Origin of the sequence: Amycolatopsis anabasis (assembly GCF_009765355.1) — a bacterium.
In the GTDB taxonomy this organism is placed as follows: domain Bacteria; phylum Actinomycetota; class Actinomycetes; order Mycobacteriales; family Pseudonocardiaceae; genus Amycolatopsis; species Amycolatopsis anabasis.
Genome location: NZ_VTHK01000048.1, coordinates 33074 through 57827, shown reverse-complemented (window position 1 = coordinate 57827; position 24754 = coordinate 33074). Strand labels below are relative to the sequence as shown.

21 protein-coding genes are annotated in these 24754 nt (G+C 71.3%); 10 read left to right on the top strand and 11 right to left on the bottom strand.

What is annotated here, in order from left to right; genetic code table 11:
* The first annotated feature begins 22 nt into the window (after positions 1-22).
* From FXO23_RS39515 to FXO23_RS39495, 5 genes are all read left to right on the top strand, one after another.
* Entirely contained in the window at positions 23-595 is a 573-nt protein-coding gene (locus tag FXO23_RS39515) for a DUF1707 SHOCT-like domain-containing protein (RefSeq protein WP_158892030.1), read from the top strand.
* A gap of 23 nt (positions 596-618) precedes the next feature.
* Positions 619-1026 carry a DUF1707 SHOCT-like domain-containing protein gene (locus tag FXO23_RS39510; RefSeq protein WP_158892028.1) on the top strand — a complete coding sequence of 136 codons (408 nt, stop codon included), beginning with the start codon at positions 619-621 and terminating at the stop codon, positions 1024-1026.
* A 5-nt stretch (positions 1027-1031) separates the two neighbouring features.
* Positions 1032-2303 (top strand): sensor histidine kinase, encoded by a 1272-nt coding sequence (locus FXO23_RS39505; RefSeq protein WP_246258294.1) that lies wholly within the window; start codon positions 1032-1034, stop codon positions 2301-2303.
* Positions 2304-2312: 9 nt separating this feature from the next.
* Complete coding sequence (locus FXO23_RS39500) at positions 2313-2846, top strand: GNAT family N-acetyltransferase (RefSeq protein WP_158892026.1); 534 nt, start codon at positions 2313-2315, stop codon at positions 2844-2846.
* Between the two features lie 103 nt (positions 2847-2949).
* Positions 2950-4458: an AMP-binding protein gene (locus FXO23_RS39495; RefSeq protein ID WP_179957008.1), complete on the top strand. Its 1509-nt coding sequence runs from the start codon at positions 2950-2952 to the stop codon at positions 4456-4458.
* A 79-nt stretch (positions 4459-4537) separates the two neighbouring features.
* Here the strand turns inward: FXO23_RS39495 and FXO23_RS39490 are convergent, their stop codons facing one another.
* Positions 4538-6322, bottom strand: a complete 1785-nt coding sequence (locus FXO23_RS39490) for a glycerol-3-phosphate dehydrogenase/oxidase (RefSeq protein ID WP_425484950.1) — start codon at positions 6320-6322, stop codon at positions 4538-4540.
* A 207-nt stretch (positions 6323-6529) separates the two neighbouring features.
* On the opposite strand from FXO23_RS39490, the gene FXO23_RS39485 reads away from it, so the two are divergent.
* Both FXO23_RS39485 and glpK read left to right on the top strand, forming a co-directional pair.
* Positions 6530-7276, top strand: a complete 747-nt coding sequence (locus tag FXO23_RS39485; protein WP_158892072.1) for an MIP/aquaporin family protein — start codon at positions 6530-6532, stop codon at positions 7274-7276.
* Between the two features lie 22 nt (positions 7277-7298).
* On the top strand, positions 7299-8825 hold the full coding sequence (glpK, locus tag FXO23_RS39480) for a glycerol kinase GlpK (protein WP_158892022.1): 1527 nt from the start codon (positions 7299-7301) through the stop codon (positions 8823-8825).
* A 29-nt stretch (positions 8826-8854) separates the two neighbouring features.
* Here glpK and FXO23_RS39475 read toward each other — a convergent pair whose 3' ends face one another.
* The 3 genes from FXO23_RS39475 to FXO23_RS39465 form a co-directional block, all read right to left on the bottom strand.
* Positions 8855-9412, bottom strand: a complete 558-nt coding sequence (locus tag FXO23_RS39475; protein WP_158892020.1) for a hypothetical protein — start codon at positions 9410-9412, stop codon at positions 8855-8857.
* Positions 9413-9504: 92 nt separating this feature from the next.
* The gene (locus FXO23_RS39470) at positions 9505-10113 is read right to left on the bottom strand and encodes a class F sortase (RefSeq protein WP_158892018.1); all 609 of its coding nucleotides are present in this window, start codon (positions 10111-10113) and stop codon (positions 9505-9507) included.
* Positions 10114-10218: 105 nt separating this feature from the next.
* Positions 10219-11622 carry an NAD(P)H-quinone dehydrogenase gene (locus FXO23_RS39465; protein WP_158892017.1) on the bottom strand — a complete coding sequence of 468 codons (1404 nt, stop codon included), beginning with the start codon at positions 11620-11622 and terminating at the stop codon, positions 10219-10221.
* 137 nt (positions 11623-11759) lie between these two features.
* On the opposite strand from FXO23_RS39465, the gene FXO23_RS39460 reads away from it, so the two are divergent.
* Positions 11760-12212, top strand: a complete 453-nt coding sequence (locus FXO23_RS39460) for a gamma-glutamylcyclotransferase family protein (RefSeq protein ID WP_179957007.1) — start codon at positions 11760-11762, stop codon at positions 12210-12212.
* A gap of 97 nt (positions 12213-12309) precedes the next feature.
* Here FXO23_RS39460 and FXO23_RS39455 read toward each other — a convergent pair whose 3' ends face one another.
* The 6 genes from FXO23_RS39455 to FXO23_RS39430 all read right to left on the bottom strand — a co-directional run bounded on the left by FXO23_RS39455 (position 12310) and on the right by FXO23_RS39430 (position 20384).
* Positions 12310-13209 carry a DUF559 domain-containing protein gene (locus FXO23_RS39455; RefSeq protein WP_246258293.1) on the bottom strand — a complete coding sequence of 300 codons (900 nt, stop codon included), beginning with the start codon at positions 13207-13209 and terminating at the stop codon, positions 12310-12312.
* A gap of 218 nt (positions 13210-13427) precedes the next feature.
* Positions 13428-14723, bottom strand: a complete 1296-nt coding sequence (locus FXO23_RS39450; RefSeq protein ID WP_158892016.1) for an amidohydrolase — start codon at positions 14721-14723, stop codon at positions 13428-13430.
* A 201-nt stretch (positions 14724-14924) separates the two neighbouring features.
* Entirely contained in the window at positions 14925-15242 is a 318-nt protein-coding gene (locus tag FXO23_RS39445) for a hypothetical protein (RefSeq protein ID WP_158892015.1), read from the bottom strand.
* 56 nt (positions 15243-15298) lie between these two features.
* Entirely contained in the window at positions 15299-16306 is a 1008-nt protein-coding gene (gene meaB, locus FXO23_RS39440) for a methylmalonyl Co-A mutase-associated GTPase MeaB (RefSeq protein WP_158892014.1), read from the bottom strand.
* A gap of 7 nt (positions 16307-16313) precedes the next feature.
* Positions 16314-18482 carry a methylmalonyl-CoA mutase gene (gene scpA, locus FXO23_RS39435; protein WP_158892013.1) on the bottom strand — a complete coding sequence of 723 codons (2169 nt, stop codon included), beginning with the start codon at positions 18480-18482 and terminating at the stop codon, positions 16314-16316.
* Positions 18483-20384 (bottom strand): methylmalonyl-CoA mutase family protein, encoded by a 1902-nt coding sequence (locus tag FXO23_RS39430; protein ID WP_158892012.1) that lies wholly within the window; start codon positions 20382-20384, stop codon positions 18483-18485.
* A gap of 108 nt (positions 20385-20492) precedes the next feature.
* Here FXO23_RS39430 and FXO23_RS39425 point away from each other — a divergent pair, with 108 nt between their 5' ends.
* Positions 20493-22202, top strand: coding sequence for a serine/threonine-protein kinase (locus tag FXO23_RS39425; protein WP_158892011.1), 1710 nt, complete (start codon positions 20493-20495; stop codon positions 22200-22202).
* 10 nt (positions 22203-22212) lie between these two features.
* Positions 22213-23019 (top strand): purine-nucleoside phosphorylase, encoded by an 807-nt coding sequence (locus tag FXO23_RS39420; RefSeq protein WP_158892010.1) that lies wholly within the window; start codon positions 22213-22215, stop codon positions 23017-23019.
* 550 nt (positions 23020-23569) lie between these two features.
* Here FXO23_RS39420 and FXO23_RS39415 read toward each other — a convergent pair.
* Positions 23570-24718 (bottom strand): glycosyltransferase, encoded by a 1149-nt coding sequence (locus FXO23_RS39415; RefSeq protein WP_158892009.1) that lies wholly within the window; start codon positions 24716-24718, stop codon positions 23570-23572.
* Between the last annotated feature and the right edge of the window lie 36 nt (positions 24719-24754).

The following is a 24754-nucleotide window of genomic DNA, read 5'->3' as shown; positions in this document are numbered from 1 at the left end:
GGGCGCGCTTTACCATTGAAACGTGAGCGAGGTTCCCGCATCCCAGCTGCGGATCAGCGACGCGGACCGTGAGTCCGCGTTGCAGGCGCTGGGCGAGCACATGAGCGCCGGCCGGATCAGCCTCGACGAGTACGGCGAGCGTTCGGCGAAGATCACCGCGGTGAAGACCCGGGGCGAGCTCGCCGAGGTCTTCGCCGACCTCCCGCAACCGCATCCGCGCCTGGAAGCGGACCCCGAGGAACCGAAGGCCCCGGCCGCCCCGCCCGCACCCGCGGAATGGTCGGACCGCCCGCTCGTGCAGCGCCTGGCCGCGGCCGCGGTGCCGCTGTCCGCGGTCCTCGGCGTGGTGCTGTTCTTCGTCACCGGCACCTGGCTGTGGTTCCTGATGCCCGCCGCCATCGCCGCGGCCGGCAGCGCCCTGTGGGGCAAGGACTGGAAGCACCGCGACCGGGAAATCCAGGACCGGCACCGGCAGATCCGGGAGCATCACCGCGAAGTGCGGGAGGCCGTGCGCGAACACCACCGCGAGCTGCACGACAACCTGCGCGCGCATCGGCGGGAGCTGCGGAACCACTATCGCGGCCGGTGGCACTAGAACACGGCCGTAGGATCAAGCCCGTGAGCACCGACCGGCCGGATCTCCGGCTCAGCGACGCTGAGCGGCAGGAGGCGATGGACGCGCTCAGCGAGCACGTCCGCACCGGCCGCCTGGACATCGACGAGTTCGGCGCGCGCTCGGCGAAGGTCAGCGCCGCCAAGCGGCTCAGCGACCTCTCCCCGATCTTCGCCGACCTGCCCGCGCCCCGGCCCGCCGTGCTGGCCGAATACGCCGCGGCCCGGCCCGCCCGGGACACCGGATCGCCGCGCGCGCTCTCCCGCCTGCCCTCCAGCGCGGTCCCGATCGCCGCGATCGCCGGGCTCATCCTGATCTTCCTGGTCGTCCGCAACATCTGGGTGGTCGCCGGACTCGCGGTGGTGGCCGCCCTGGTGGTCGGTGCCCTCTCCGGTGGCCGTCGCCGCCGGTGACCCCGATGCGCACGGCCGAACTCGCCGGATTCCTGCCCGGAATGGGCCCGGAGATCCGCGATCCCCGGGCGGTGCGGATCGCGGCAAGGCTGCTGGCCGGGGCCGGGCTGGCGCTCCTGATCACCTGCACGGTCGTCTCCGCGACCACCGGGGACCGGCCCGGCACGATCGCCGTCGCCGCCGTGGCCGCGGGGTGGGTGACCGGCATGCTGTGGGTGCTCCCGCGACGCGCCCGGTACCCGGCGCTCCCGGTGCTCTACTTCCTCGGCGTCCTGGTCCTGAGCACGATCCTGGTGACCCGCGACGCCTCGTTCACCGCGTTCGCCTCGATCGGCTACCCGTTCGCGTTCGCGCTGTTCCCCGCGCGGTGGAGCGTGTTCGCGGTCGCGGCGACGGCGATCGTCCCGCTGCTGGCGCGCACCGGGCTGGGCACCTCGACCGAGAGCCCGGTCTGGGTGTCGCTGGTCTCGGTGGCCGGTCCGCTGCTGTACGCCGCGTGGGCGCTCGGCCGGGAAAGCGAGCGGCGCCGCCGCGCCAACGACGAACTGGCCGAGACCAACACCAAGCTGGAGAGCGCGCTGGAGGAGAACGCCGGGCTGCACGCCCAGCTGCTCACCCAGGCCCGCGAGGCGGGCGTGCTCGACGAACGGCAGCGGATGGCCCGCGAGATCCACGACACCCTGGCCCAGGGGCTGACCGGGATCGTCACCCAGCTCGAAGCCGCCGGGCAGGTCAGCGGGGATCCGGCGCAGCAGCGCCGCCTGGACCAGGTCCGGACGCTGGCGCGGGACAGCCTGCGCGAGGCCCGGCGATCGGTCGAGGCGCTGCGACCGGAACCGCTCGCCGAGTCCCGGCTCCCGGACGCGCTCGCCGAACTGGGCCGCACCTGGTCGGCGGGATCCGGGGTGCCGGTGCGGGTGCACACCACCGGCGAGGTCCGTCCGCTGCTGCCCGAACTGGAGGTGGCGCTGTTCCGGGTCGCGCAGGAATCCCTGGCCAACGCGGGCAAGCACGCGCGGGCCACCACCATCGACCTCACACTGTCCTATCTGGACGATCTGGTGCTGCTGGACGTCCGGGACGACGGCGTCGGGTTCACCCCGGACGGCCCGGCCGCGCCGCACGAGCACGGCAACGGCTTCGGCCTGCAGGCCATGAAGCAGCGCGTGCACCGCGTCGCGGGCACGCTCACCGTGGAGAGCGCGCCGGGCGACGGGACCGTGATCAGCGCCCGGGTGCCCGCGATTACGGCCGACACCGGAGGGGACCTGGGTTAAGGTCACCCCGTGGAACCGGTGGAGATCAACGCGGGCGAGTTCTACCTGCGGCAACTGCGCGCCGACGACCGGCTGGACGATCGGCCCGCCCTGGTCGAGGGCTTCGCCGACGCCCAGTTCCGGCGCTTCACCCCGACCCTGCGGCTGGACGACCTGGACCAGGCCGCCGCCTACGTCGACCAGCGGGCGATGGAATGGGCGCAGGACCGGCGCTACTCCTGGGCGGTCGCGGAACCGACCACCGGGGCGCTGCTCGGCGAGGTCGGGCTGAAATCGGTCGACCTCGACCGGGGCTACGCGGAGGCGTCGATCTGGGTGCATCCGGCCGCGCGCGGCCGCGGGGTCGCGGTGACCTCGCTGAACGCGGCGCTGCGGTTCGGCTTCGGCGCGCTCGCTCTGGACGAGGTGCACTACGTCCACGCCGAGGAGAACCACGCCTCGCGGGCGGTGGCGCAGCGCTGCGGTTTCCGGTTCGCCGAGTACGTCCCGCTCCACGATCCCCCGGGCCGCGACCTGCGCTGGGTCCGCACCGCGGCCGACTAGCGATCTTCCTGTGCTGCTCGACACAGCGTGAAGTCCTTTGCCCCGCAAGGGTTTTGCGGTTTTCTCAAGGGTGGCACCGAATTCGACGGCGAACGGGGTACCGGTGGGCGAGCCGAGCTTCTTCCTGACCCGCATTCTCGAGGCACTGCGCGGCGAAGGCGAGAAGACCGCTTTCCGCTGGCACGACCGCGTGCTGAGCTACCGCGCCGCGCTCGGGGTGCTCGGCGGGATCCACGACGCGCTGGCCACCGAGGGGATCGGGCGCGGTGAGCTGCTGGCGATCGTCGGCGGCAACCGGCCGGAAACCCTGCTGGCGCAACTGGCCGCGCAGCTGCGCGGCACGCCGGTGCTGCCGGTCACCGCGTCGTCCAGCCTGCCCGACCGGCTCGCGGCGCTGGCCGCGGCGGAGGCCACGACGCTGGTGATCGATCCGGACCGGGAACCGCGCAAGACCCGGGAACTCATCGAGGCCGTGCGGCCGGACCGCGTGCTTTCCCTGGGCCCGACCGAACCGTGGATGCCGCATCGCGCCAAGGATCTGCTGTCGCGGTCCGCGGTGGACCCGAAGTTCGCGGTGCCGCCGTCGGTGCGCATGGTCTTCCCGTCCGGCGGCACCACCGGCACCCCGAAACTGATCGGCCACAGCGGGATCTACGAGGGCATGGCGCGGATCTTCGCCCCGGATCCCGCCGGACCGCAGCGGATCCTGCTGGTCGCGCCGCTTTCGCACCTGACCGGGAACTGCGCGGCGCTCGGCGCGCTGCTGTGCGGGGACACCCTGGTGCTGCACGACGGTTTCGACGCGGGCGCCGTGCTGCGTTCGATCGCCGCGGACCGGATCACCTCGCTCACCCTCACCCCGCCCCGGCTGGCCGCGCTGCTCGACCATCCGGACCTGCCGGGCACCGACGTGTCCAGCGTCCGGTCGCTGTCCCTGGGCGCGAGCCCGTTGCCGCCGGACCTCCTGCGCCGGGCGCTCGAAGTGTTCGGCCCGGTCGTCGGCCAGGGCTACGGGCTCACCGAGGCGCCGATGATCGCGAGCATCGCCGCCCCCGAGTTCGACGGGCACCCGCACCGGCTCGCGTCGGTGGGCCGGATCGTGCCCGGGATGTCGGCGAAGATCGACGGCGACGGCGGGACCGGCGAGGTCCTGGTGCGCGGGCTCGCGCTGATGGACGGTTACCACGGGCAGCCCGAACTCGACGCGGCCGCGTTCACCGGCGACGGCTGGCTGCGCACCGGCGACATCGGCCGGTTCGACGCCGAGGGGTACCTGTACCTGCTGGACCGGGCGAACGACGTGATCGTCACCGGCGAACACGGCACCAAGATCTACTCGAACGTGGTGGAGAGCGCGCTCGCCGCGCATCCGCGGGTCCGCCAGGCGGCGGTGTTCGGCGTGCCCGACCCGCGCGGCGGCGAGGCCGTGCACGCCGTGGTCGTCTCGGCGAACCCCGCCCCCACCGCCGAGGAACTGCGCACCCACCTGCGCGCCCACTTCGACGCCGAACACTTCGTGCCCGCGACCATCGAGTTCGCCGAATCCCTGCCCCTCACCCCGATCGGCAAGGTGGACAAGAAATCCCTGCGCGCCCAGCACCCCCTCCCCTGACCCACCGCTTTCATGAGGGGACCCCTCCAGACAGATTTTGTCCGGAGGGGTCCCCTCATGACACTTCGCGTGTCCGGGGTCAGCCGATGGGTTCGGTGAGCTTCGCGCGGGCCTCCGGGGCGGCGGAGCGGCGTTCGTCGGCGGCCTCGTCGTCCGGCTGGGTCTGGGAGTCCCGTTCCGCGGCGACCCGCGCGTTGTACACCTCGACCTCGCGCGCGGCCACGGCGTCCGGCCAGCCGAGCACCTCGCCCATCAGCTTCGCGACCTGCTCGGCGCAGTCGGTGCCGCGGTGCGGGTACTCGATCGAGATCCGGGTCCGCCGCGCCAGCACGTCCTCCAGGTGCAGCGCGCCCTCGTGCGACACCGCGTAGACGACCTCCACCCCGAGGTAGTCCGGCGCCGATTCCAGCGGGCGCAGCAGTTCCGGCCGCCCGTCGGCCAGCGCGAGCACCTCGTGCACCAGCGAGCCGTACCGGTCGAGCAGGTGCCGGACCCGGTACGGGTGCAGCCCGTGCTCGGCGGCCACGTGATCGGCCTGGTTGACCAGCGCGTGGTACCCGTCCGCGCCGAGCAGCGGCACCTTGTCGGTGATCGACGGCTGCGGCCGGCCGGACAGGTCCACGGCCGCGGCGTCCACCGCGTCGGCGGCCATCACCCGGTACGTCGTGTACTTGCCCCCGGCGATCGCGACGAACCCCGGCGCGACGCGCGCGACGGCGTGCTCCCGCGAAAGCTTCGAGGTTTCCTCGCTCTCCCCCGCCAGCAACGGCCGCAGCCCGGCGTACACGCCTTCGATGTCGTCGTGCGTCAACGGCGTGGCGAGCACGGAATTCACGTGTTCCAGCAGGTAGTCGATGTCGTGTTTGGTGGCCGCCGGATGCGCGAGGTCGAGGTTCCAGTCGGTGTCGGTGGTGCCGACGATCCAGTGGTTGCGCCACGGGATCACGAACAGCACCGATTTCTCGGTGCGCAGGATCAGCCCGGCCTCGGACACGATCCGGTCGCGCGGCACCACGATGTGCACGCCCTTGCTGGCCCGCACCCGGAACCGGCCGCGGCTGCCGGACAGCCGCTGCAGTTCGTCGGTCCACACCCCGGTGCAGTTGACCACGGCGTTCGCGCGGATCTCGGCCTCCCGGCCGTCCTCGACGTCCCGCACCCGCACCCCGGACACCCGGTCCGCTTCGCGCAGGAACTCGACCACCTGCGTCGACGTGCGGATCACCGCGCCGTAGTGCGCCGCGGTGCGGGCCACGGTCAGGGTGTGCCGGGCGTCGTCGGCCTGCGCGTCGAAATACCGGATGCCGCCGATCAGCGCGCCGCGCTTGAGCGCGGGAACCATCCGCAGCGCCCCGGCCTTGGTCAGGTGCTTCTGACCGGGCACCGAGCGGGCGCCGCCCATGGTGTCGTACAGGAACAGCCCGGCCGCGGTGTACGGGCGTTCCCAGACGCGGTGCGTCAGCGGGTACAGGAAGCTCACCGGTTTGACCAGATGCGGCGCCAGCCGGGTGAGCATCAGCTCGCGCTCGCGCAACGCCTCGCGAACCAGCCCGAACTCCAGCTGTTCCAGATAGCGCAACCCGCCGTGGAACAGCTTGCTGGACCGGCTCGAGGTGCCGGACGCGAGATCGCGCGCCTCGACCAGCGCCACGCGCAGGCCGCGGGTCGCGGCGTCCAGGGCGGTGCCGGCGCCCACCACGCCGCCGCCGATGACGACCAGGTCGAAGGTCTCGTTGCCGAGGCGCTCCCACGCCGCCTCCCGCTCCGACGGGCCGAGCTGCGCCGGATTCGCCGTCCTGGCCCGCGGTTCCTGCCGTGACCGAGTCACCTGATCACCCTCCTCGCTACTCGACCTCCCCAGCATCGCACGTCCCGCGCGGTCCGCAGCTCAGGCGGCGGCCAAGAGATGGCAGACCACTCGCCGATCTTGAAAGATTGGGACGCTCGGCGCCTGGAATGATCGCTCCCCACCAAGTAGCGTTCACCCGATCGTGGGTCGGCAATGGCGCCGTTGCACGCCGTGCTCGACCCTGCGCAACAGGTGTGTCCAGTGTGGAGGGCGGTGGCTTCATTGAACGCGGGTTCGATCTTTCTGTGGGAGTTGCTCGGGACGGCGGTGCTGATCCTGCTCGGCAACGGTGTGGTGGCGAACCACGTGCTGCGCAAGAACAACGGGCACGGCGGCGGGCCGCTGTTCGTCAACATGGGCTGGGGTTTCGCGGTCTTCGCCGGGGCCAGCGTCGCCAACCCCAGCGGTGCGCACCTCAATCCGGCGGTGACGCTCGGGCTCGCGATCGCGGGCAAGACCCCGTGGGCGGACGTGCCGATCTACATGCTGGCCCAGATGGTCGGCGCCATCCTCGGCGCCGCGTTGTGCTGGGCGACCTACAAACTGCAGTTCGACGACCACCCGAACCCGGGTGAGACGCTCGGCATCTTCTCCACCGCGCCGCAGATCCCGAACAAGGTGTGGAACCTGGTCACCGAGATCATCGGCACCTTCGTGCTGGTCGGCTGGATCCTGTTCAGCCCGGTCGCGAAGGCGGACGTGGCCGGGGTCCCGCAGCTCGGCAACGGCGCGCTCGGGTACGCCGGGGTCGCGTTCGTCGTGCTGGTCATCGGCACCTCGCTGGGTGGCCCGACCGGGTACGCCATCAACCCGGCCCGCGACCTCGGCCCGCGCATCGCGTACGCGTTCCTGCTGCCGATCCGGCGCAAGACCGATCCGAACTGGGGCTACTCCTGGGTTCCGGTGGTCGGCCCGCTCGTCGGCGGCGCGCTCGCCGCACTGGTATTCCTCGTATATCCGTCCGCCTGACCCGGCCTGAACAGGAGCAGCCATGACCTCGTACGTCGCCGCGATCGATCAGGGCACCACCTCGACCCGGACGATGATCTTCGACCATTCCGGCCGGGTGGTCGCCGTGGACCAGCGCGAGCACGAGCAGATCTTCCCGCGCGCGGGCTGGGTCGAGCACAATGCCGAGGAGATCTGGGCGAACACCCGGACCGTCACCGCGGGTGCGCTCGCGAAGGCGGACCTGGAGGTCGGCGACATCGCCGCGGTCGGCATCACCAACCAGCGGGAGACCACGCTGGTCTGGGACCGCAAGACCGGAAAGCCCGTCTACCACGCGATCGTCTGGCAGGACACCCGCACCGACAAGATCGTCAACGAGCTGGGCGGGTTCAGCGCCGGCGGCGGTCCCAGCGGGCAGGAGCGGTACCGCGCGAAGACCGGCCTGCCGCTGGCCACCTACTTCTCCGGTCCGAAGATCAAGTGGATTCTGGACAATGTGGACGGTGTCCGGAAACGCGCCGAGGCCGGGGACCTGATCTTCGGCAACATGGACACCTGGGTGCTGTGGAACATGACCGGCGGCCCGGACGGCGGCGTGCACGTCACCGATCCGACCAACGCGTCCCGCACCCTGCTGATGGACCTGGACACGCTGTCCTGGGACGCCGACATCGCCGCCGACATGGGCATTCCGCTGTCGATGCTGCCGGAGATCCGGTCCTCCTCGGAGGAATACGGCAAGACCCGGGCGAAGGGCGCGCTCGCCGGGGTCCCGATCGCCGGGATCCTCGGCGACCAGCAGGCGGCGACGTTCGGCCAGGCCTGCCTGTCGCCGGGTGAGGCGAAGAACACCTACGGCACCGGCAACTTCGTGCTGCTCAACACCGGCACGGAGAAGGTGTTGTCGGACAACGGTTTGCTCACCACGGTGTGCTACAAGATCGGTTCGAACGACACGGTGTACGCGCTGGAGGGCTCGATCGCGGTCACCGGTTCGCTCGTCCAGTGGCTGCGCGACAACCTGGGGATGATCGGCTCGGCGGCCGAGATCGAGCAGCACGCGAAAACCGTCGAGGACAACGGGGGCGCCTACTTCGTGCCCGCGTTCTCCGGGCTGTTCGCGCCGTACTGGCGCTCCGACGCGCGCGGCGCGATCGTCGGGCTGACCCGGTTCGTGAACAAGGGCCACCTCTGCCGGGCCGTGCTGGAGGCCACCGCGTTCCAGTCGCGCGAGGTGATCGACGCGATGAACGCCGACTCCGGGGTGCCGCTGAAATCGCTCAAGGTGGACGGCGGCATGGTCGTCAACGAGCTGCTCATGCAGTTCCAGGCGGACATCCTCGGCGTGCCGGTGATCCGGCCGGTGGTGAACGAGACCACCGCGCTGGGCGCGGCCTACGCCGCCGGGCTGGCGGTCGGGTTCTGGGCGAGCGAGGACGACATCCGCGCGAACTGGGCCCAGGACAAGCAGTGGGACCCGTCGATGGACGAGCCCCGCCGCGAAACCGAATACCGCAACTGGAAGAAGGCCGTCACCAAGACCTTCGACTGGGTCGAAACCGACTGACCCCGAGCCGCCGAAGGAGCAAGGGACCTTTACTCCGGCTGAACCGTAGTAAAGGTCCCTCGCTCCGGTTGAACGAGAGCGAAGGTCCCTTCCTGCCGGTCAGGGGACGTCGCGCCGCCGCCGGTCTGCGGGGCGCCCTTCGGTTTCACCGGCACCTGCGCGCCCGGTTTCCGCTCCGGCGGGCGGGGCGGTTCGGCCGCGGTGACGGTGAAATCGGCGGCCAGGGTGGCCGTCCCGCAGAACGCGCGCACCGGGTGCCGCCCGGGTTTGGCGGCCTTGCGCACCTTGGCCACCGCCTCCGACCGCGGCGAGGTCCCCGGATCCGGGACCACCTTGAGCGGCCCGATGTCGAGTGCCGCGGATTCGGTGCCGCGCAACAACTTCGGCGGGCAGCCCACGGAGACCAGGACCTGGTCGCCGGGCTCCCCGCGCTGCGGCGAGAGCCCGAGGAAGGTGTGGTCCGGCGGCTCGGCCGGCGAGCTGCTCGGCGGGACGGGAGTGGACGTGGGCTGCCCGTGGGCGAACACCGGGCTGAGGAGCACGGCCGTGCCGGCGAGCGCTCCGGTGACGACGATCCTGGGCTTCATCTCTACCACCTTGCTCGGCTGGTGCAGGGGTATTGGACTGAATGCGCCTCGCTGCCGCGAAGACGCGCCACGAACGGCGCCGGTTGCCCGCGTCATTCGAGCGAGGCGTAGACGATGATGTTGTCCCGATAGCTGTGCGCGGCCCGGTCGAAGCTCCCGCCACAGGTGATCAGCCGCAGCTCCGGCCCCGCGGTGTCGCCGTACACCGCGTCGGTCGGGAACTGGTTCTTGTCCACCTGGTCCACCTGCCGCACCACGAAGTTCGCCGTCGAACCGTCCTTTCTGGACACCGCGACCCGGTCGCCGGGCGCCAGCTCCTTCAACCGGTAGAAGATTCCCTGCTGCTTGTTGCCGTCGACATGGCCGAGGATCACCGCGGGTCCGACCTCGCCCGGCGCCGGGCCGTAGGTGTACCAACCGGCCTGCATCGGCTGGGTCACCGGCGGCACCTCGACCGTGTGGTCCGGGTTGAGGCCGAGCGGAGCCAGCGTCGAACGCGCGCCGATCTTCGGGATGTCGATCGCGGCGGGCTCCGCACGCGGCATCGGCTGGGTCACGGGCCGGTCCACCGGCACCGGTACCGCGGAACCCGATGCCGCGGGGGCGGCCGCGTCACCGCATCCGGTGAGCACGCACGCCAAGGCCACGGCCGCCAGGAGCCAGGGCCCCCGGCGGTCGCGCGGTGCCTCTCGTGCGGGCATCGGCCTGGTCCTCACTCCCGCCAGGCGCCGACGGCCGGCGCCGTTCCCACCAGTCAGGGTAAGGGCTGCGCGAGCGAAAAGCGTTGCCTCGAAAAGGTCGTTCGGTCAGTCCAGGTCGTCGTGGCGCATGAGCTGGCGGCCCGCCTCGGTGATCGAGCCGGACAGCGACGGGTAGACCGAGAACGTCAGCGCCAGGTGTTCCACGGTGAGCTGGTTCTGCACGGCCAGCGCGATCGGCAGGATCAGTTCGCTCGCGGTGGGCGCGACGACCACCCCGCCGACGACCACCCCGGTGGCGGGGCGGCAGAACAGCTTCACGAAACCGCGCCGCAGGCCCTCCATCTTCGCGCGGGCGTTGGTCGCCAGCGGCAGCATGATCGTGCGGGCGGGCACCTCGCCGGAGTCGATCGCCTGCTGGCTGATGCCGACCGTGGCGATCTCCGGATGGGTGAACACGTTCGCCGCGACGGTCTTCAGCTTGATCGGGGCGACGCCCTCGCCGAGCGCGTGCCACATCGCGATGCGGCCCTGCATGCTGGCGACCGAGGCGAGCATCAGCACCCCGGTGCAGTCGCCCGCCGCGTAGATGCCGGAGACGCTGGTGCGCGACACCCGGTCGACGGTGATGAACCCGCCCGGGCCGGGTTCGATGCCGACCCGGTCCAGGCCGATGTCGGTGGTGTTCGGGACCGAGCCGACGGTCATCAGGGCGTGGCTGGCCTCGATCACCCGGCCGTCGGTCAGGTGCACCGCGACGCCCTTCTCGGTGCGTTCGACCCGGTCGGCGCGGGCGTGCTTGGCGACGGTGGTGCCGCGCTGGGAGAAGACCTCCTCGAGCACGGCGGCAGCGTCGGCGTCCTCGTGCGGCAGTACCCGGTCGCGGCTGGACACCACGGTGACCTTGACGCCCATTTCGGTGTAGGCGGAGGCGAACTCGGCGCCGGTGACGCCGGAACCGATGACCGCGAGGTGCTCGGGCAGTTCGGGCAGGTCGTAGAGCTGGCGCCAGTCGAGGATGCGGTCGCCGTCGGGCACCGCGCCGGGCAGGACCCGCGGGGTGGCGCCGGTGGCGATCAGCACGACGTCGGCGTCGAGCACCTCGTGTTCGCCGGAGGGCTGGGTCACCGAGACCTTGTGCGTGGCGAGGCCGGGTTCCTCGTCGCAGAACCGGGCGACGCCGGTGACCACCCGGACGCCTTCGCGCTGGACGCGGGCGCGGATGTCGGCGGACTGGGCGAGCGCGAGGCCCTTGACCCGGCCGTGGACGGTGCGCAGGTCGATGCTGGTGTCGGCCAGGTCGGTCGCGATGCCGAGCTCGCCGAGGCCGTGCATCCCGGCGCGGGCGCCGGAGGAGGCGATGAAGGTCTTCGAGGGCACGCAGTCGTAGAGGACGCAGGCGCCGCCGAGCCCGTCGCGCTCGACCACCGTCACGTCGGCGCCGTGTTGCGCGGCGACCAGTGCCGCTTCGTAACCCGCCGGGCCGCCGCCCATGATCACGATCCTGGTCACCTGGGTTCCTCCTCCTTGCTTGATCCCGCTGCCGACAACCGTACGCGGGGGAGCTTTCGTCCTTTTGAGTGGCCGCATGCCCTCCGACACGCCTTGTGCCTCCAATAGGGTGATCGATGGGTCGCTAGGCTGTGCCCGTGCCGTTGTATGCCGCGTACGGGTCCAACATGGAGCCCGCTCAGATGATGGAGCGGGCGCCACACTCGCCCATGGCAGGTACCGGCTGGCTGGAAGGCTGGCGGTTGACCTTCGGTGGCGAGGATCTCGGCTGGGAAGGCGCGCTCGCCACGATCGTCGAGGATCCGGGCTCGCGGGTCTTCGTGGTCCTCTACGACGTCACCCCGCTCGACGAAGGTGGCCTCGACCGCTGGGAAGGCGGCGAGCTGGGAATCCACAACAAGATCCGCCTCCGCGTGCAGACCATGGACGGTTCGGTCCTGGCCTGGCTCTACGTCCTCGACGCCTACGAAGGCGGCCTCCCCTCCGCGCGCTACCTGGGCGTCCTCGCCGACGCCGCCGAAGCCGCCGGCGCCCCCGCCGACTACGTCGACGCCCTCCGCACCCGCCCCTGCCAAGGCATCGGCCCCTGACCCGCGAGTTACACACTCAGGCAAGCGAGTTCAACGTTCGCGCACGCGAGTTGCACACTCGGGCACGCGAATTCCACATTCGGTGCATGCCTTTCGGTCACGCGGCCATGCCCCGCGCCCGAAAGGCCGCCTCGACCGCCGCGATCATCCGGCATGGATCCTTGAGATCACGCGCGCCGACCCGGATCACGATCCAGCCCCGGCGCCGCAGGTCGGCATCGCGGGCCTCGTCACGCTCCTGGCGCCCCTCATGAGCCTCGTAACCGTCGTATTCGATGGCGATCCGCAACTCCGGCCAGGCCAAATCGAGGCGATAGATCTCCTCATCCGCCAGGTTGGTGATGCTGAACTGGGGCACGGGGACGGGCAGCCCGGCATCGACCAGGGCCAGCAGGGTCCAGCTTTCCGGCGGCGATTCCGGAAGCCCGGTCGCCAGGTCGAGCAGCGCGAGCGCCTGCTGGCAACCTCGCGGGTCCGTTCGCGCGGCGATTCGCCCCTCGGTCCTGGCCCGAAACTCCGGGCGAGCACGCTCCGGCAACAGGCCGAGTAGCTGATCGGCGCAAGCCAATCCCGCGCGCCTGGCGCCCCGGCAGAGGACTTCGGCCAATGCGAAGTCCGGACGCACCACCCGGAGCCCAGCCAGCTTCAGCACATCCCGCTCGGCGAACTCCCCGTAGTGAACCGTCAGCTCAGGGCGGGACCGGATCCTGCGGTCATACGGCAGCAGGATGTGGATGGGCGCGGTCTCGGCCGCGGAACAGCCGTGCAACGCGAGCGCGCTGTGCCCGGTCAGGGCGGCGTGCGGTCCGGCGAGCAGCAGTCCCGCCGCCGCACGAGTACGGAACTCTCCGGACCGGCGTGGGTCGATCAGCACTCCTCGCCCGAACGACTCCAGCCGGCCGTGCCGCACGACCGCGCGCAGCGCGTTGGCTCCAATGGTTAACACGAGGTCTGCCCGGGAGTAGGCCCCGTGCAGACCTTCCGGTAGTGACTTCATGCCCCCAACATGGCGCACGCCGGAGCCGCATGGGACACACATTCAGGATCTGTGGATAACCGGCTACCCCTGTGGACAGCTTGGGGACCGGGAAGGTATTTCGCCTGGTGAAGGGTTCTCCACGGATCGGGTGACCTATGTGTGTAACTCGGTTACCTGAACGTGTAGTTCGCGTGCCTGAGTGTGCGACTCGCTTGCACGAACGGGGGACTCGCGGGTTAGGCGAGGGAGGTTAGGGCGGTGTGGGTCATGACTCGGACGCCGGCGAGGAGGGCGCGTTCGTCGAGTTCGAAGGTTCCCTGGTGCAGGTCGCGGGTCGGGCCTTCGCCGGACCACACGCCGAGGCGGGCGAAGGCGCCCGGGACGTGTTCCAGGTACCAGCCGAAGTCTTCGCCGCCGGAGGACTGTTCGGTCCCGGCGAGCGCGTCGTCGCCCAGGGCCGCCTCGACGCCGGCGCGCAGCAGGGCCGTGCTGTCCGGTTCGCTCACCACGGGCGGCACGCCGCGCCGGTAGTCCAGCGAGAACCCGACACCCGTCGGCGCGAGCAGCGACTCCACCGACGCGGCCACCAGCGGTTCCAGGGCGGTCCACACCTCGTGGTCGGCGGTCCGCAGGGTCCCCCGCAGCACGCCGTCCTGCGGCACCGCGTTCGGCGCCTCGCCGGCGTGCACGGCGCCCCACACCAGCACGGTCCCCGACCGCGGGTCGACCCGCCGCGACAGCACCGCCGGCAACGACGTGATCACCGTGCCCAGCGCGTGCACCAGGTCGGCGGTCAGGTGCGGCCGCGAGGTGTGCCCGCCCGGCGAGGTCAGCCGCAGCTCGATCAGGTCCGCCGCCGAGGTCACCGGGCCGACCCGGGTGCCCACCCGGCCGACGGCCACCCGCGGGTCGCAGTGCAGCCCGAAGATCCGCTCGACGCCCTCCAGCGCGCCCGCGTTGATGGCGTCCAGCGCGCCGCCGGGCATGACCTCCTCGGCGGGCTGGAAGATCAGCCGGATCCGGCCGGGCAGTTCGGGCGCGGCGGCCAGCGCCAGCGCCGTGCCGAGCAGGATCGCGGTGTGCGCGTCGTGCCCGCAGGCGTGCGCGACGCCGTCGACCGTGGACGAGAACGGCAGCCCGGTCGCCTCGGTGAGCGGCAGCGCGTCCATGTCGGCGCGCAGCGCGACGCAGGTCGGCCCGGTGCCGATGTCGCAGATCAGGCCCGTGCCGCAGGGCAGCACGGAAGGTTTGAGGCCCGCCGAACGCAGCACACCGGCGACGAGTTCGGTGGTCGCGTACTCCCGGCGGGAGAGTTCCGGGTTGGCGTGGATGTGGCGGCGCCAGGCGACGACGTCCGCGGCGTTGGCCTTGAGCCACTGATCCAGCCAGAACGGACCGCGTCCGGCCCCGACATCCTGCACAGGAGCCATGCTGACGCCCCGCTCGGTGATCAGCGCGTCAGAGTCCTCGATCGGGGCACGGTGGCCCTCTCGGTCGCCGGGCGTCTCCGGCCGCGAGTCCAGCACAGTCATGCCGCACCTCCGTCCGCAACGGGGGCGGCAACGCCGTCAGCGCAGCATGCCGTTCGTTGGGTGATGATTGTCTTACGCATTTGCGGCAATCCTGCACCATGCAGACCGCAACCGGCCTCAAGATCAGCTCTATCCGAGACGGCCGGTAGTGGATCTGCGTTGAACGGCTAGGCCAAGTTCGGCCTGGCTGTAAATCCCCCGCTACTTACCTTTCGCTTGTGCATCGGCTTTCTTCTGGTTCTTCCCGCGCACCTTGCGCCCCCAGAGCACGATCAGCAGCAGCACGACGGCCGCCACCCCCACGATGACCTTGTTCTTGACCTTCTCGCTGTTCGCCCGCTGGTTGTCCGCCGGGTCGATCTTCGGCCCCGGTTCCGGCGCTTGCTGTTGCCGGGCGACCGGCCCGGCGACCGCGACCACGACCGAAGTGGACACCGGTTCGGCCACCGCGACCGGCGCCGCGAACGACACCAGCGCACTTGCCAGCAGGGCCAGGAACAGTGCACGTGCTCTCGTCATCGCGATCGCCTCCCTCCACGCGCAGGGGCACAGTCTGCCCGCTGAACCTGGAGAAGTCATCCATGGGACGGTGTGTCGTTATCCCCCTGGAACGCGTCCAGAATGCGCTCTGCCCCCAGTGTGGCCGTCAACTCGCCGTCCCGCACTGCGTTTTCCACCTCAGGTACCAAGGAGCGCACTAAAGAATGCGCGGAAAGGCGGCCGAGTAACTGCTCGCGCACCATCGACCACATCCAGTCAACCTGCTGACGCCGCCGTTTCCCGGTGAGCTCGCCGGAGGCGGACAACGTCTCCCGGTGCCGTTCGATCTGCTGCCACACGGTGTCCATGCCGATGTCGTGCAGCGCGCTGCAGGTGAGCACCGGCGGCGTCCAGGCCGCGTCCACGCCGTAGATCATCCGCAACGCCCCGGACAGCTCGCGCGCGGCCCGGCGCGCCTCCTTCTCGTGGTCCCCGTCGGCCTTGTTCACCGCGATCACGTCGGCGAGCTCGAGGACGCCCTTCTTGATGCCCTGCAACTGATCGCCGGTGCGGGCCAGGGTCAGGAACAGGAAGCAGTCGACCATGTTCGCCACGGTCACCTCGGACTGCCCGACGCCGACGGTCTCGACGAGGACGACGTCGTACCCGGCCGCCTCCATCAGCACGATCGTCTCCCGGGTCGCGCGCGCGACGCCGCCGAGTGTGCCGGACGTCGGCGAGGGCCGGATGAACGCCGCCGGATCCACGGCGAGCCGGGCCATCCGGGTCTTGTCGCCCAGGATGCTGCCGCCGGTGCGGGTCGAGGACGGGTCGACGGCGAGCACGGCCACCCGGTGCCCGGCCTCGGTCAGATCGGTGCCGAGCTGGTCGATGAATGTCGACTTGCCGACTCCGGGCACGCCGGTGATGCCGACCCGCCGCGCGCCGCCGGAATGCGGCAGCAGCTCGACGAGCAGTTCCTGCGCCTGCGCGCGGTGGTCCGCCCGCTGGGACTCGACCAGGGTGATCGCCCGGGACAGGACGCCCCGGTCCCCCGCGAGCACGCCTTTGGCGTAGGCGGCTACGTCGACTGGCCGGGCCATGGGCGGTTCAGGATTCCCGCTTCTCGAGCTGCTCCAGCAGATCGATCGCCGCGTCCGCGATGACCGTGCCCGGGCCGAAGATGGCCGCCGCGCCCGCCCTGCGCAGCTCGTCGTAGTCCTGCGGCGGGATCACCCCGCCGACCACCACCATGATGTCGGACCGGTCCAGTTCGGCGAGTTCGGCCCGCAACGCGGGGACCAGGGACAGGTGCCCCGCCGCGAGCGAGGACACGCCGACCACGTGCACGTCCGCCTCGACCGCCTGCCGGGCGACCTCGGCGGGGGTGGAGAACAGCGGGCCCACGTCGACGTCGAACCCGATGTCCGCGAACGCGGTCGCGATCACCTTCTGCCCGCGGTCGTGCCCGTCCTGCCCCATCTTGGCGACCAGGATGCGCGGCCGCCGCCCTTCGGCCTCGGCGAATTCTTCGACCTTCTCGCGTGCGGACTCCACGTTCTGGGACTTCCCGACCTCGTCGCGGTACACGCCGGAAATGGTACGAATCTGGCCGGAATGGCGGCCCCAGATCCGTTCCAGCGCGTCGGAGATCTCGCCCACGGTCGCCTTGGCCCGCGCCGCGTCGACGGCCAGCGCGAGCAGGTTGCCGTGGCCCTGCGCGCCCGCGGTCAACCGGCGCAACGCGTCCTGGGTGGCCTCCTCGTCGCGTTCGGACCGCAACCGCCGCAGTTTCTCCAGCTGCTGCGCGCGGACCCCGGCGTTGTCCACCTTGAGCACGTCGATCTCTTCGTCCTCGGTGACCTGGTACTTGTTCACCCCGATCACCGGCTGCCGCCCGGAGTCGATCCGCGCCTGGGTGCGCGCGGCGGCCTCCTCGATGCGCAGCTTCGGGATCCCCGCGTCGATCGCGCGCGCCATACCGCCCGCCGATTCGACCTCGGTGATGTGCGCCCACGCCTTGCGCGCCAGGTCGTAGGTGAGCCGCTCGACGAACGCGCTGCCACCCCACGGGTCGATCACCCGCGTGGTGCCGGATTCCTGCTGCAGCATCAGCTGGGTGTTGCGGGCGATCCGGGCGGAGAAGTCGGTGGGCAGCGCGAGCGCCTCGTCCAGGGCGTTGGTGTGCAGCGACTGGGTGTGGCCCTGGGTCGCGGCCATCGCCTCGACGCAGGTCCGGACCACGTTGTTGTAGACGTCCTGCGCGGTGAGCGACCAGCCCGAGGTCTGGCAGTGCGTGCGCAGCGACAGCGATTTCGTCGATTTCGGCTCGAACTGCTTGACCAGTTTGGCCCACAGCAGCCGGGCCGCGCGCATCTTCGCGACCTCCATGAAGAAGTTCATCCCGATCGCCCAGAAGAACGACAGGCGCGGCGCGAACTTGTCGATGTCCAGGCCACCGTCGAGCCCGGCGCGGATGTACTCGACGCCGTCGGCGAGGGTGTAGGCCAGCTCGAGGTCGGCGGTCGCCCCGGCTTCCTGCATGTGGTAGCCGGAGATGGAGATCGAGTTGAACCGCGGCATCCGCTGCGAGGTGAACGCGAAGATGTCGGAGATGATCCGCATCGACGGCTGCGGCGGGTAGATGTAGGTGTTGCGGACCATGAACTCCTTGAGGATGTCGTTCTGGATGGTCCCGGCGAGCTGTTCCGGCTGGACACCTTGTTCTTCGGCCGCCACGACGTAGAGCGCCATCACCGGCAGCACCGCGCCGTTCATGGTCATCGACACGCTCATCTTGTCCAGCGGGATGCCGTCGAAGAGCTGGCGCATGTCGTAGATCGAGTCGATCGCCACGCCCGCCATGCCGACGTCCCCGGCCACGCGCGGGTGGTCGGAGTCGTAGCCGCGGTGGGTGGCCAGGTCGAACGCGACCGAGAGGCCCTTCTGCCCGGCGGCGAGGTTGCGCCGGTAGAAGGCGTTGGACTCCTCGGCGGTGGAGAATCCGGCGTACTGGCGCACGGTCCACGGCTGGTTCACGTACATCGTGGGGTACGGCCCGCGCAGGTAGGGCGCGATCCCCGGGTAGGTGTTCAGGAAGTCCACATCGGACAGATCGTCCGCGGTGTAGACCGGTTTGACGCCGATTCCCTCGGGCGTCTCCCAGACCAGCGCGTCGGCGCCCTTGCCGGTGCTCGCGTGCAGCGCCTCGGCCCAGGCGGAGGAGTCCGCGGGCTCGGGGGCGCCGAGGTCGACGTCGGCGAAGTTCGGGATGCTCATTTACTTGACTCCCAGCGTTTCCAGTGTGCTGGTCAGTACGGCGAGCGCATCGCAGCCGGCGTGCACGAACCCGGTGACGTCCGGGTAGTCCTCGGTCGGCTTCCCGGCGAGCAGGACCGCGCTCGCACCCGCCTCCCGCAACGCCGTCGCCACCTCGGCCGCCCGTTCCGCGTAAGCCTTGTCGGTGCCGCAAATGCAGGCGACCGTGCAGCCGCTTTCCCGGAACGCGGCCACCACGTCGTCGACGGCCCCGGGGTTGACCGGTTCGATCCCGCCCGCCTGGAACAGGTTCGCCGCGAACGTGGCCCGCGCGGTGTGCGCGGCGACCGGGCCGAGCGTGGCCAGGAAGACGCGCGGCCGCTCGCCGTGTTCGGCGAGGTGCGCGTCCGCGCGGTCCCGCAGCGCCTCGTAGGCCTGCGCGTACCGGATCCGGGGCAGCCCGCCACCGTCCACAGTGGAGGGCAAGGGTTCGCGGCGGACGGTTTTCTCGTCCAGCAGGGGGAACTCGCTGACCCCGGTGATGGCGTCCTTGCGGGTGGCCAGCCGCTTCGACCGCGCCTGCCACACCGCGTCCAGCCGCTCGGCGAGCAGGCCGGAGTCCAAAGCGGACTCGATGCCCCCGGCGCGCTCGATCTCGGTGAACTCGCGCCAGGCGGCCCGGGCCAGTTCGTCGGTCAGCTTCTCCACGTACCAGGAGCCGCCCGCCGGGTCGATCACCCCGGCCAGTTTGGACTCCTCCAGCAGGATCACCTGGGTGTTGCGGGCGATCCGGCGGGAGAACGCGTCCGGCAGGCCGATCGCGCCGTCGAAGGGCTGCACGGTGATCGCGTCGGCGCCGCCGATCCCGGCGCCGAAGCAGGCGACCGTCCCGCGCAGCAGGTTCACCCACGGGTCGCGGCGGGTCAGCATGGCCGAGGAGGTCACCGCGTGCTGGCGCATGCCGCGCGCGGCGACGCTCGCGCCGGACACCTCGGTGACCCGCGCCCACAGGCGCCGCGCGGCGCGGAACTTGGCGATGGTGAGGAACTGGTCGGCGGTGGCGGCGAGCCGGAACTCCAGCTGCGCGGTGGCCGCGTCGACGCCGAGGCCCGCGGCGGTGAGCGCCCGCAGGTAGGCGACCCCGGCCGCGATCGCCGCGCCGAGTTCCTGAGCGTCCGAGCCGCCCGCCTCGTGGAACGGCAGCCCGTCCGCGACCAGCGTCCGCAGCTGCGGGTACTTCCCGGAAAGCCGGGCGGCCAGCTCGGCGGCGGGCGCGATGTCGTGCGGGCGGCCGGTGCGGGCGCGCAGGCCGATCGGGTCCGCGCCGACGCTTCCGGCGGCCTCGCTGGCCGGGATATCCCGTTCGGCGAACAGTTCGGTGAGCGCGTCGGCCGCGGCCGGGTACTCCTCGCCCGGGTCCAGGGCGACCGGGGCCAGTTCGAGGTAGACCTCGTTCAGCGCGGCGGCCAGCGCGCCGACCGGCAGCGCGGGGCCGCCGAGGCGCAGCCACACCGAGGTCACCCCGCCCTCGAGGTCGGCGAGCACGGCCTTGTTGGTGACCGCCGGATCGGGATGGGCGTGCTGCGCGCGCACGTCCCAGCCGGTGCGCACCGCGCCCTCCGGCTTCGCGCCGCGCACGAACGGCGGCAGGCCGGGGAAACCGGCCGCGGGGGCGGGATCCTCGGCGGTGTAGAGCGGTTGGATCTCGATGCCGTCGTAGGTCCGGGTGGTCAGCAGGCTCTCCGGGGCGCCCTCGAAGCCCTCCCGGAGCGCACCACTCTTCCGGAGTACCCCGGCGACCAGTTCGGACCACTGCGCGCGGTCGGCCGCGTCGAACTCGCCGGCCAGCGTGAGCTGCTCCGGCTCCGAGGGGACGACCGGTTCCGCGGGTGAGGACGGCGTCGTCCCGGCCACCTTTGTCATAACTGTTCATGGTAGGGGCACCGGCTGGACCTTCAGGTGTGAGGCTAATCGCGGTTCACAAGACCCGGCACCGACCGGGGGACGGAGGCGATCCGACACAATGGGCGGGTGTCCACCGGAAACGAGGAGCAGCACACACGCGTCGTAGCCGGGCGTTACCGGCTGCGTTCGGTGCTGGGCTCCGGCTCGATGGGCACCGTGTGGTCGGCCTACGACGACTTCCTGCAGCGCCCGGTGGCGGTCAAGGAGGTCCGGCTGCCGCACGGCGTGCCCGCCACCCAGGCCGACGAACTCCGCGAACGGACGCTGCGCGAGGCCCGGGCGATCGCGGTCCTCTCCCATCCGAACGTGATCATCCTGCACGACGTGGCCCGGGAGAACGGCGAGCCGTTCGTGGTGATGGAGCTGCTGCCCTCGCACAGCCTGGCCGAACTGCTGCGCCGGCACGGGAAGCTCGGCGTGGAGCAGGCGGCCGCGGTCGGCGACGCGGTGGCCGCCGCCCTCGAGGCCGCGCACGCCGCCGGGATCACCCACCGGGACGTCAAACCGGGGAACGTGCTGGTCGCCCCGGACGGCCGGATCAAGCTCACCGACTTCGGCATCGCGCGGAACGTCTCCGAAGCGACGATGACCAAGACCGGGATGACGCTCGGCTCCCCCGCCTACATCGCGCCCGAGGTCGCCTCCGGCGGCGCGGTCAGCCCGGCCGCGGATCTGTGGGGGCTGGGCGCGACGGTGTTCGCCGCGGTCGAGGGCCATCCGCCCTACGACGCCGACGGCGACCCGCTGGAAACCATGGGCAAGGTCGTGCACGGTGCGGTCCCCAAGCCGAGCCCCGGCCCGCTCGCGCCGCTGATCGAACGGTTGATGGCCAAGGAACCGGGCGACCGGATCACGCTGCGCGAGTTCCGCCAGCGGTTGCGGCCGCTGCTGGTGAAGGCGCCGCACGCGCTCTTCGGCCCGGAGCTGTTCCAGGCGCAGAACGCCGCCGCCGACACCGCGTTCATCACCTCCCCGGCACGGGACGAACCGCCTGGCCCGGCCCCCGAAGCCGCCCCCGCGGCCCCGGCGCTCGCCGCCGATCCGGGCCCGCTGCCGTTCCAGCCCGCGCCCGCCGGGCCGCCGCCCGCCACGCCCGCGCCGCCGAAACCGCGGAGCGCGCTGGTGACCGCCACCCTGACCGTGGTGGCGATCCTGCTCTTCCTGGCCGCCTCGGCCGGGGGATTCGTGGCCGCCCGGTCGCTCGGCGGCCAGCCGATTCTGCCGCCGGAGGCGGAGAAAGCACCCGCCCCGACCGCGCCGCCGCTGAAACCGCTGGCCACGCGCAGCGGCGACGCGACCAACTACAAGGGCGTCAAGGGCGGGCTGTTCTCCATCCAGGTCCCGGAGAACTGGGTCCAGTTCGTCACCCAGCAGGCCCGGCCCGGCATGCCGCCGAGCTCGCTGGTCCAGTTCGTCTCGGTGGACGGCAAGCAGGTGCTCAACGTCGAACGGTTCGCCGGCTCCTGCTCCGAGGACAGCCTCGACGAGTACCGCCAATCGCTGGAGGTGGGCTGGCCGCGCGGCGATTTCGAATCGAGCGAGGCGACCCGGCTGACCAACAAGGTGGGCATCGCGCTCACCTACACCACCGTGGAGCGGGCGAACGGCCGCGGCCCGTCGGCGCCCTCGCTGAGCCGGACCACGTTCGCCCAGGCGTTCTGCAACGGCGGCAGCAGCCTGTGGGCGATCAGCGTGACGGTCCCGACCGAGCAGTCCGACGTGGGCCGCAACGCTCTGTTCGACCGGATCGTGCCCACGTTCACCGCCCCCGACTAACCTCGGCGGCATGAGTGAGTTCGAGGGTGGCCCGGCGGACACGGCCGGTATCGCGGCTTCGGTGATCGCGGAGCGCACCGGCGTCGAGAAGCACGACATCGCGGTGGTCCTGGGCTCGGGCTGGCGGCCCGCGGCGGACGTCATCGGGGCGCCGGAGGCGGAGATCCCGCTGGGCGAGCTGCCCGGTTTCGAAACGCCCAGCGCGGTCGGCCACGGGGGCACCGTGCGGTCGGTGCGGGTGGGCGACAAGCGGGCCCTGGTCCTGCTCGGCCGGACCCACCTGTACGAGGGCAAGGGCGTCACCCGGGTGGTGCACAACGTGCGCACCGCGGCCGCGGCGGGCGCGAAGGCGGTGCTGCTCACCAACGCCGCCGGCGGGCTGCGCGAGGGCTTCCGCGTCGGCCAGCCGGTGCTGATCAGCGACCACCTGAACATGACCGCGACCTCGCCGATCACCGGCGCGAACTTCGTCGACCTGGTGGACCTGTACTCCGACCGGCTGCGCGCGGTGGCCCGGGAGGTCGACCCGACGCTGGCCGAGGGCGTCTACGCCGGGCTGCCCGGACCGCACTTCGAGACCCCGGCCGAGATCCGCATGCTCCGCACGCTCGGCGCCGATCTGGTCGGCATGTCGACCGTGCTGGAGGCGATCGCGGCCCGCGCGGCCGGGCTCGAAGTGTTCGGCCTGTCCCTGGTCACGAACCTGGCCGCCGGGATGACCGGCGAACCGCTCAACCACGAAGAGGTGCTCGAGGCGGGCCGCGCCGCCGCCGAGCGGATGGGCAACCTCTTGCGCGAACTCGTCGCGCGCTCCTAGGACACCGGGGTGCTGGGGTCGTGAGTGTTCCGGCCGGTTCTAACCGGCCGGAACACTCACGACCCTCAGATTTGGTTCCCTTACAGGAGACGGTGACCGGTCTGGGCGTGCAGGCGCGGCCTGGCTGCCACCTCGATGCTTGTCGCGCTTTGTCGGCTAGGAGGGGCCGCAAGGAGGCCGTGCTCGTTGGGGTGCCCGGGGGGGCACCTGCCGAAATGGGGAACTCGGCCTACCGAAACGAGGGACTCGCACGTCCGAAACGGGGACACGCGCGAGCGGGATCCCCGGCCGCCGCGAGTCCCTCGTTCTGGTCGCGTGTGTTCCCCGTTCCGGTAGGCCGAGTTCCCCGTTCCGGTAGGCGAGCCGACGTCAATGCGGCCTTCGGGGCGTTGAAGGTACCGAACGCCGCATTGGGTACCTCCGAGCACCACCACCCGCACGGTTTCACACTTTGTCGGCCAAGTGCGGCTCGTCGAACGGAAACGCCAGGTCACAAGCAGGTGACCAAATGAGAGTCCGCTCTAACCGCCCGGAACACTCACGACCCCATTCAGGTGAAGTCGGCGAGGCGTTCGGCGATCTCTTCGGGCGACGGCATCGCCGCGATCTCCGCGGCGATCCGGCGGGCCGCCGCCGCGAAGGAGTCCTCGGTGAGCAGCCGCTTCGCCTGGGCCGCCACCGCCTCGGCGCTGGCCTCGCCGGGCGTCAGCCGCTCGCCCGAACCGCCGCCGAGCACGGCGTCGGCGTTGGCGAACTGATCGGCGCCCTGGGGCAGGACCAGCTGCGGCACGCCCGCGGCCAGCGCGCCGAGGGTGGTGCCGCTGCCGCCGTGGTGCACCACGAGATCGGTGAGCGGCAGCAACTCGGCCTGCGCCACCCAGGATTCGACGAAGACGTTGTCCGGCACGCCGGCCAGCTCGCCGAGGTCGACGCTCGGCCCGGCCGCCACCACCAGGTCGAGGTCCAGCCCGGCCAGTCCGTCGATCGCGGAACGCAGCACGTCGACCGTGCCGAACGCGGTGCCCAGCGTGAGGTAGGCCAGCGGCCGCGAGCGATCGCGTTCGCGCACCCGCGCGGGCAGCTCACCGGATTCGGCGAAGGCCACCGGGCGCAGTTCGTACCGGTTCGGGGAGGCCACGAATTCCTCGCCTTGCAGCGAAGGCGGGTAGATGTCCAGGTAGGGATCCTCGTCGGCGCGGTGGCCCGGCAGGCCGAACTCGGTGGCCAGCTCGGTGAACGCCGCTTTGATCGTGTCCAGGGTCGGGTCCGCCACCATCCGGCCGATTCCGTGCCGCACCAGCGGGATTCCGGCCCGTTTGGTGGCGATCACCGCGCCCATGCTGGTCGCCGACGCGACGACCAGATCCGGTTCGAACTCCCGCAGCAGCGGGGTCAGGTCGTCGATCACGCGGCGCGGCACGACGGAGCCGAACACTCCGGCGATGAGCTCGCGGCGCCGCTGGGGTTCCAGCTCGTCCGGCGTGGTCACGCCGGGGAAGGACCGGAGGGCCTCGCCCATGGCTTCGCCCATCGGGATCCCGGCGACGCGGTGCTCGACGCCGAGTCCTTTCAGGAGGGAGGCGAAATGGCCGACGGTGGCGAAAACGACTTCGTGCCCGGCGCGGTGGGCGGCCGAGGTCAGCGGGAGCAGGGGGTAGGTGTGGCCGTAGCCGTCAATGCTGGAAAAGAGGATTCGCACATGATCCAGAGTAGGGATTTCCGGGTCGGCCGGCAC

Bases quoted from the DNA above. Each gene is read 5' to 3' on its own strand.
- glpK (WP_158892022.1), top strand. From the start codon at position 7,299: ATGACCTCGTACGTCGCCGCGATCGATCAGGGCACCACCTCGACCCGG.
- FXO23_RS39490 (WP_425484950.1), bottom strand. From the start codon at position 6,322: ATGCTGGGGAGGTCGAGTAGCGAGGAGGGTGATCAGGTGACTCGGTCA.
- FXO23_RS39455 (WP_246258293.1), bottom strand. From the start codon at position 13,209: ATGAAGTCACTACCGGAAGGTCTGCACGGGGCCTACTCCCGGGCAGAC.
- FXO23_RS39475 (WP_158892020.1), bottom strand. From the start codon at position 9,412: ATGAAGCCCAGGATCGTCGTCACCGGAGCGCTCGCCGGCACGGCCGTG.
- FXO23_RS39450 (WP_158892016.1), bottom strand. From the start codon at position 14,723: ATGACTGTGCTGGACTCGCGGCCGGAGACGCCCGGCGACCGAGAGGGC.
- meaB (WP_158892014.1), bottom strand. From the start codon at position 16,306: ATGGCCCGGCCAGTCGACGTAGCCGCCTACGCCAAAGGCGTGCTCGCG.
- FXO23_RS39470 (WP_158892018.1), bottom strand. From the start codon at position 10,113: ATGCCCGCACGAGAGGCACCGCGCGACCGCCGGGGGCCCTGGCTCCTG.
- scpA (WP_158892013.1), bottom strand. From the start codon at position 18,482: ATGAGCATCCCGAACTTCGCCGACGTCGACCTCGGCGCCCCCGAGCCC.
- FXO23_RS39445 (WP_158892015.1), bottom strand. From the start codon at position 15,242: ATGACGAGAGCACGTGCACTGTTCCTGGCCCTGCTGGCAAGTGCGCTG.
- FXO23_RS39430 (WP_158892012.1), bottom strand. From the start codon at position 20,384: ATGACAAAGGTGGCCGGGACGACGCCGTCCTCACCCGCGGAACCGGTC.
- FXO23_RS39505 (WP_246258294.1), top strand. From the start codon at position 1,032: ATGCGCACGGCCGAACTCGCCGGATTCCTGCCCGGAATGGGCCCGGAG.
- FXO23_RS39420 (WP_158892010.1), top strand. From the start codon at position 22,213: ATGAGTGAGTTCGAGGGTGGCCCGGCGGACACGGCCGGTATCGCGGCT.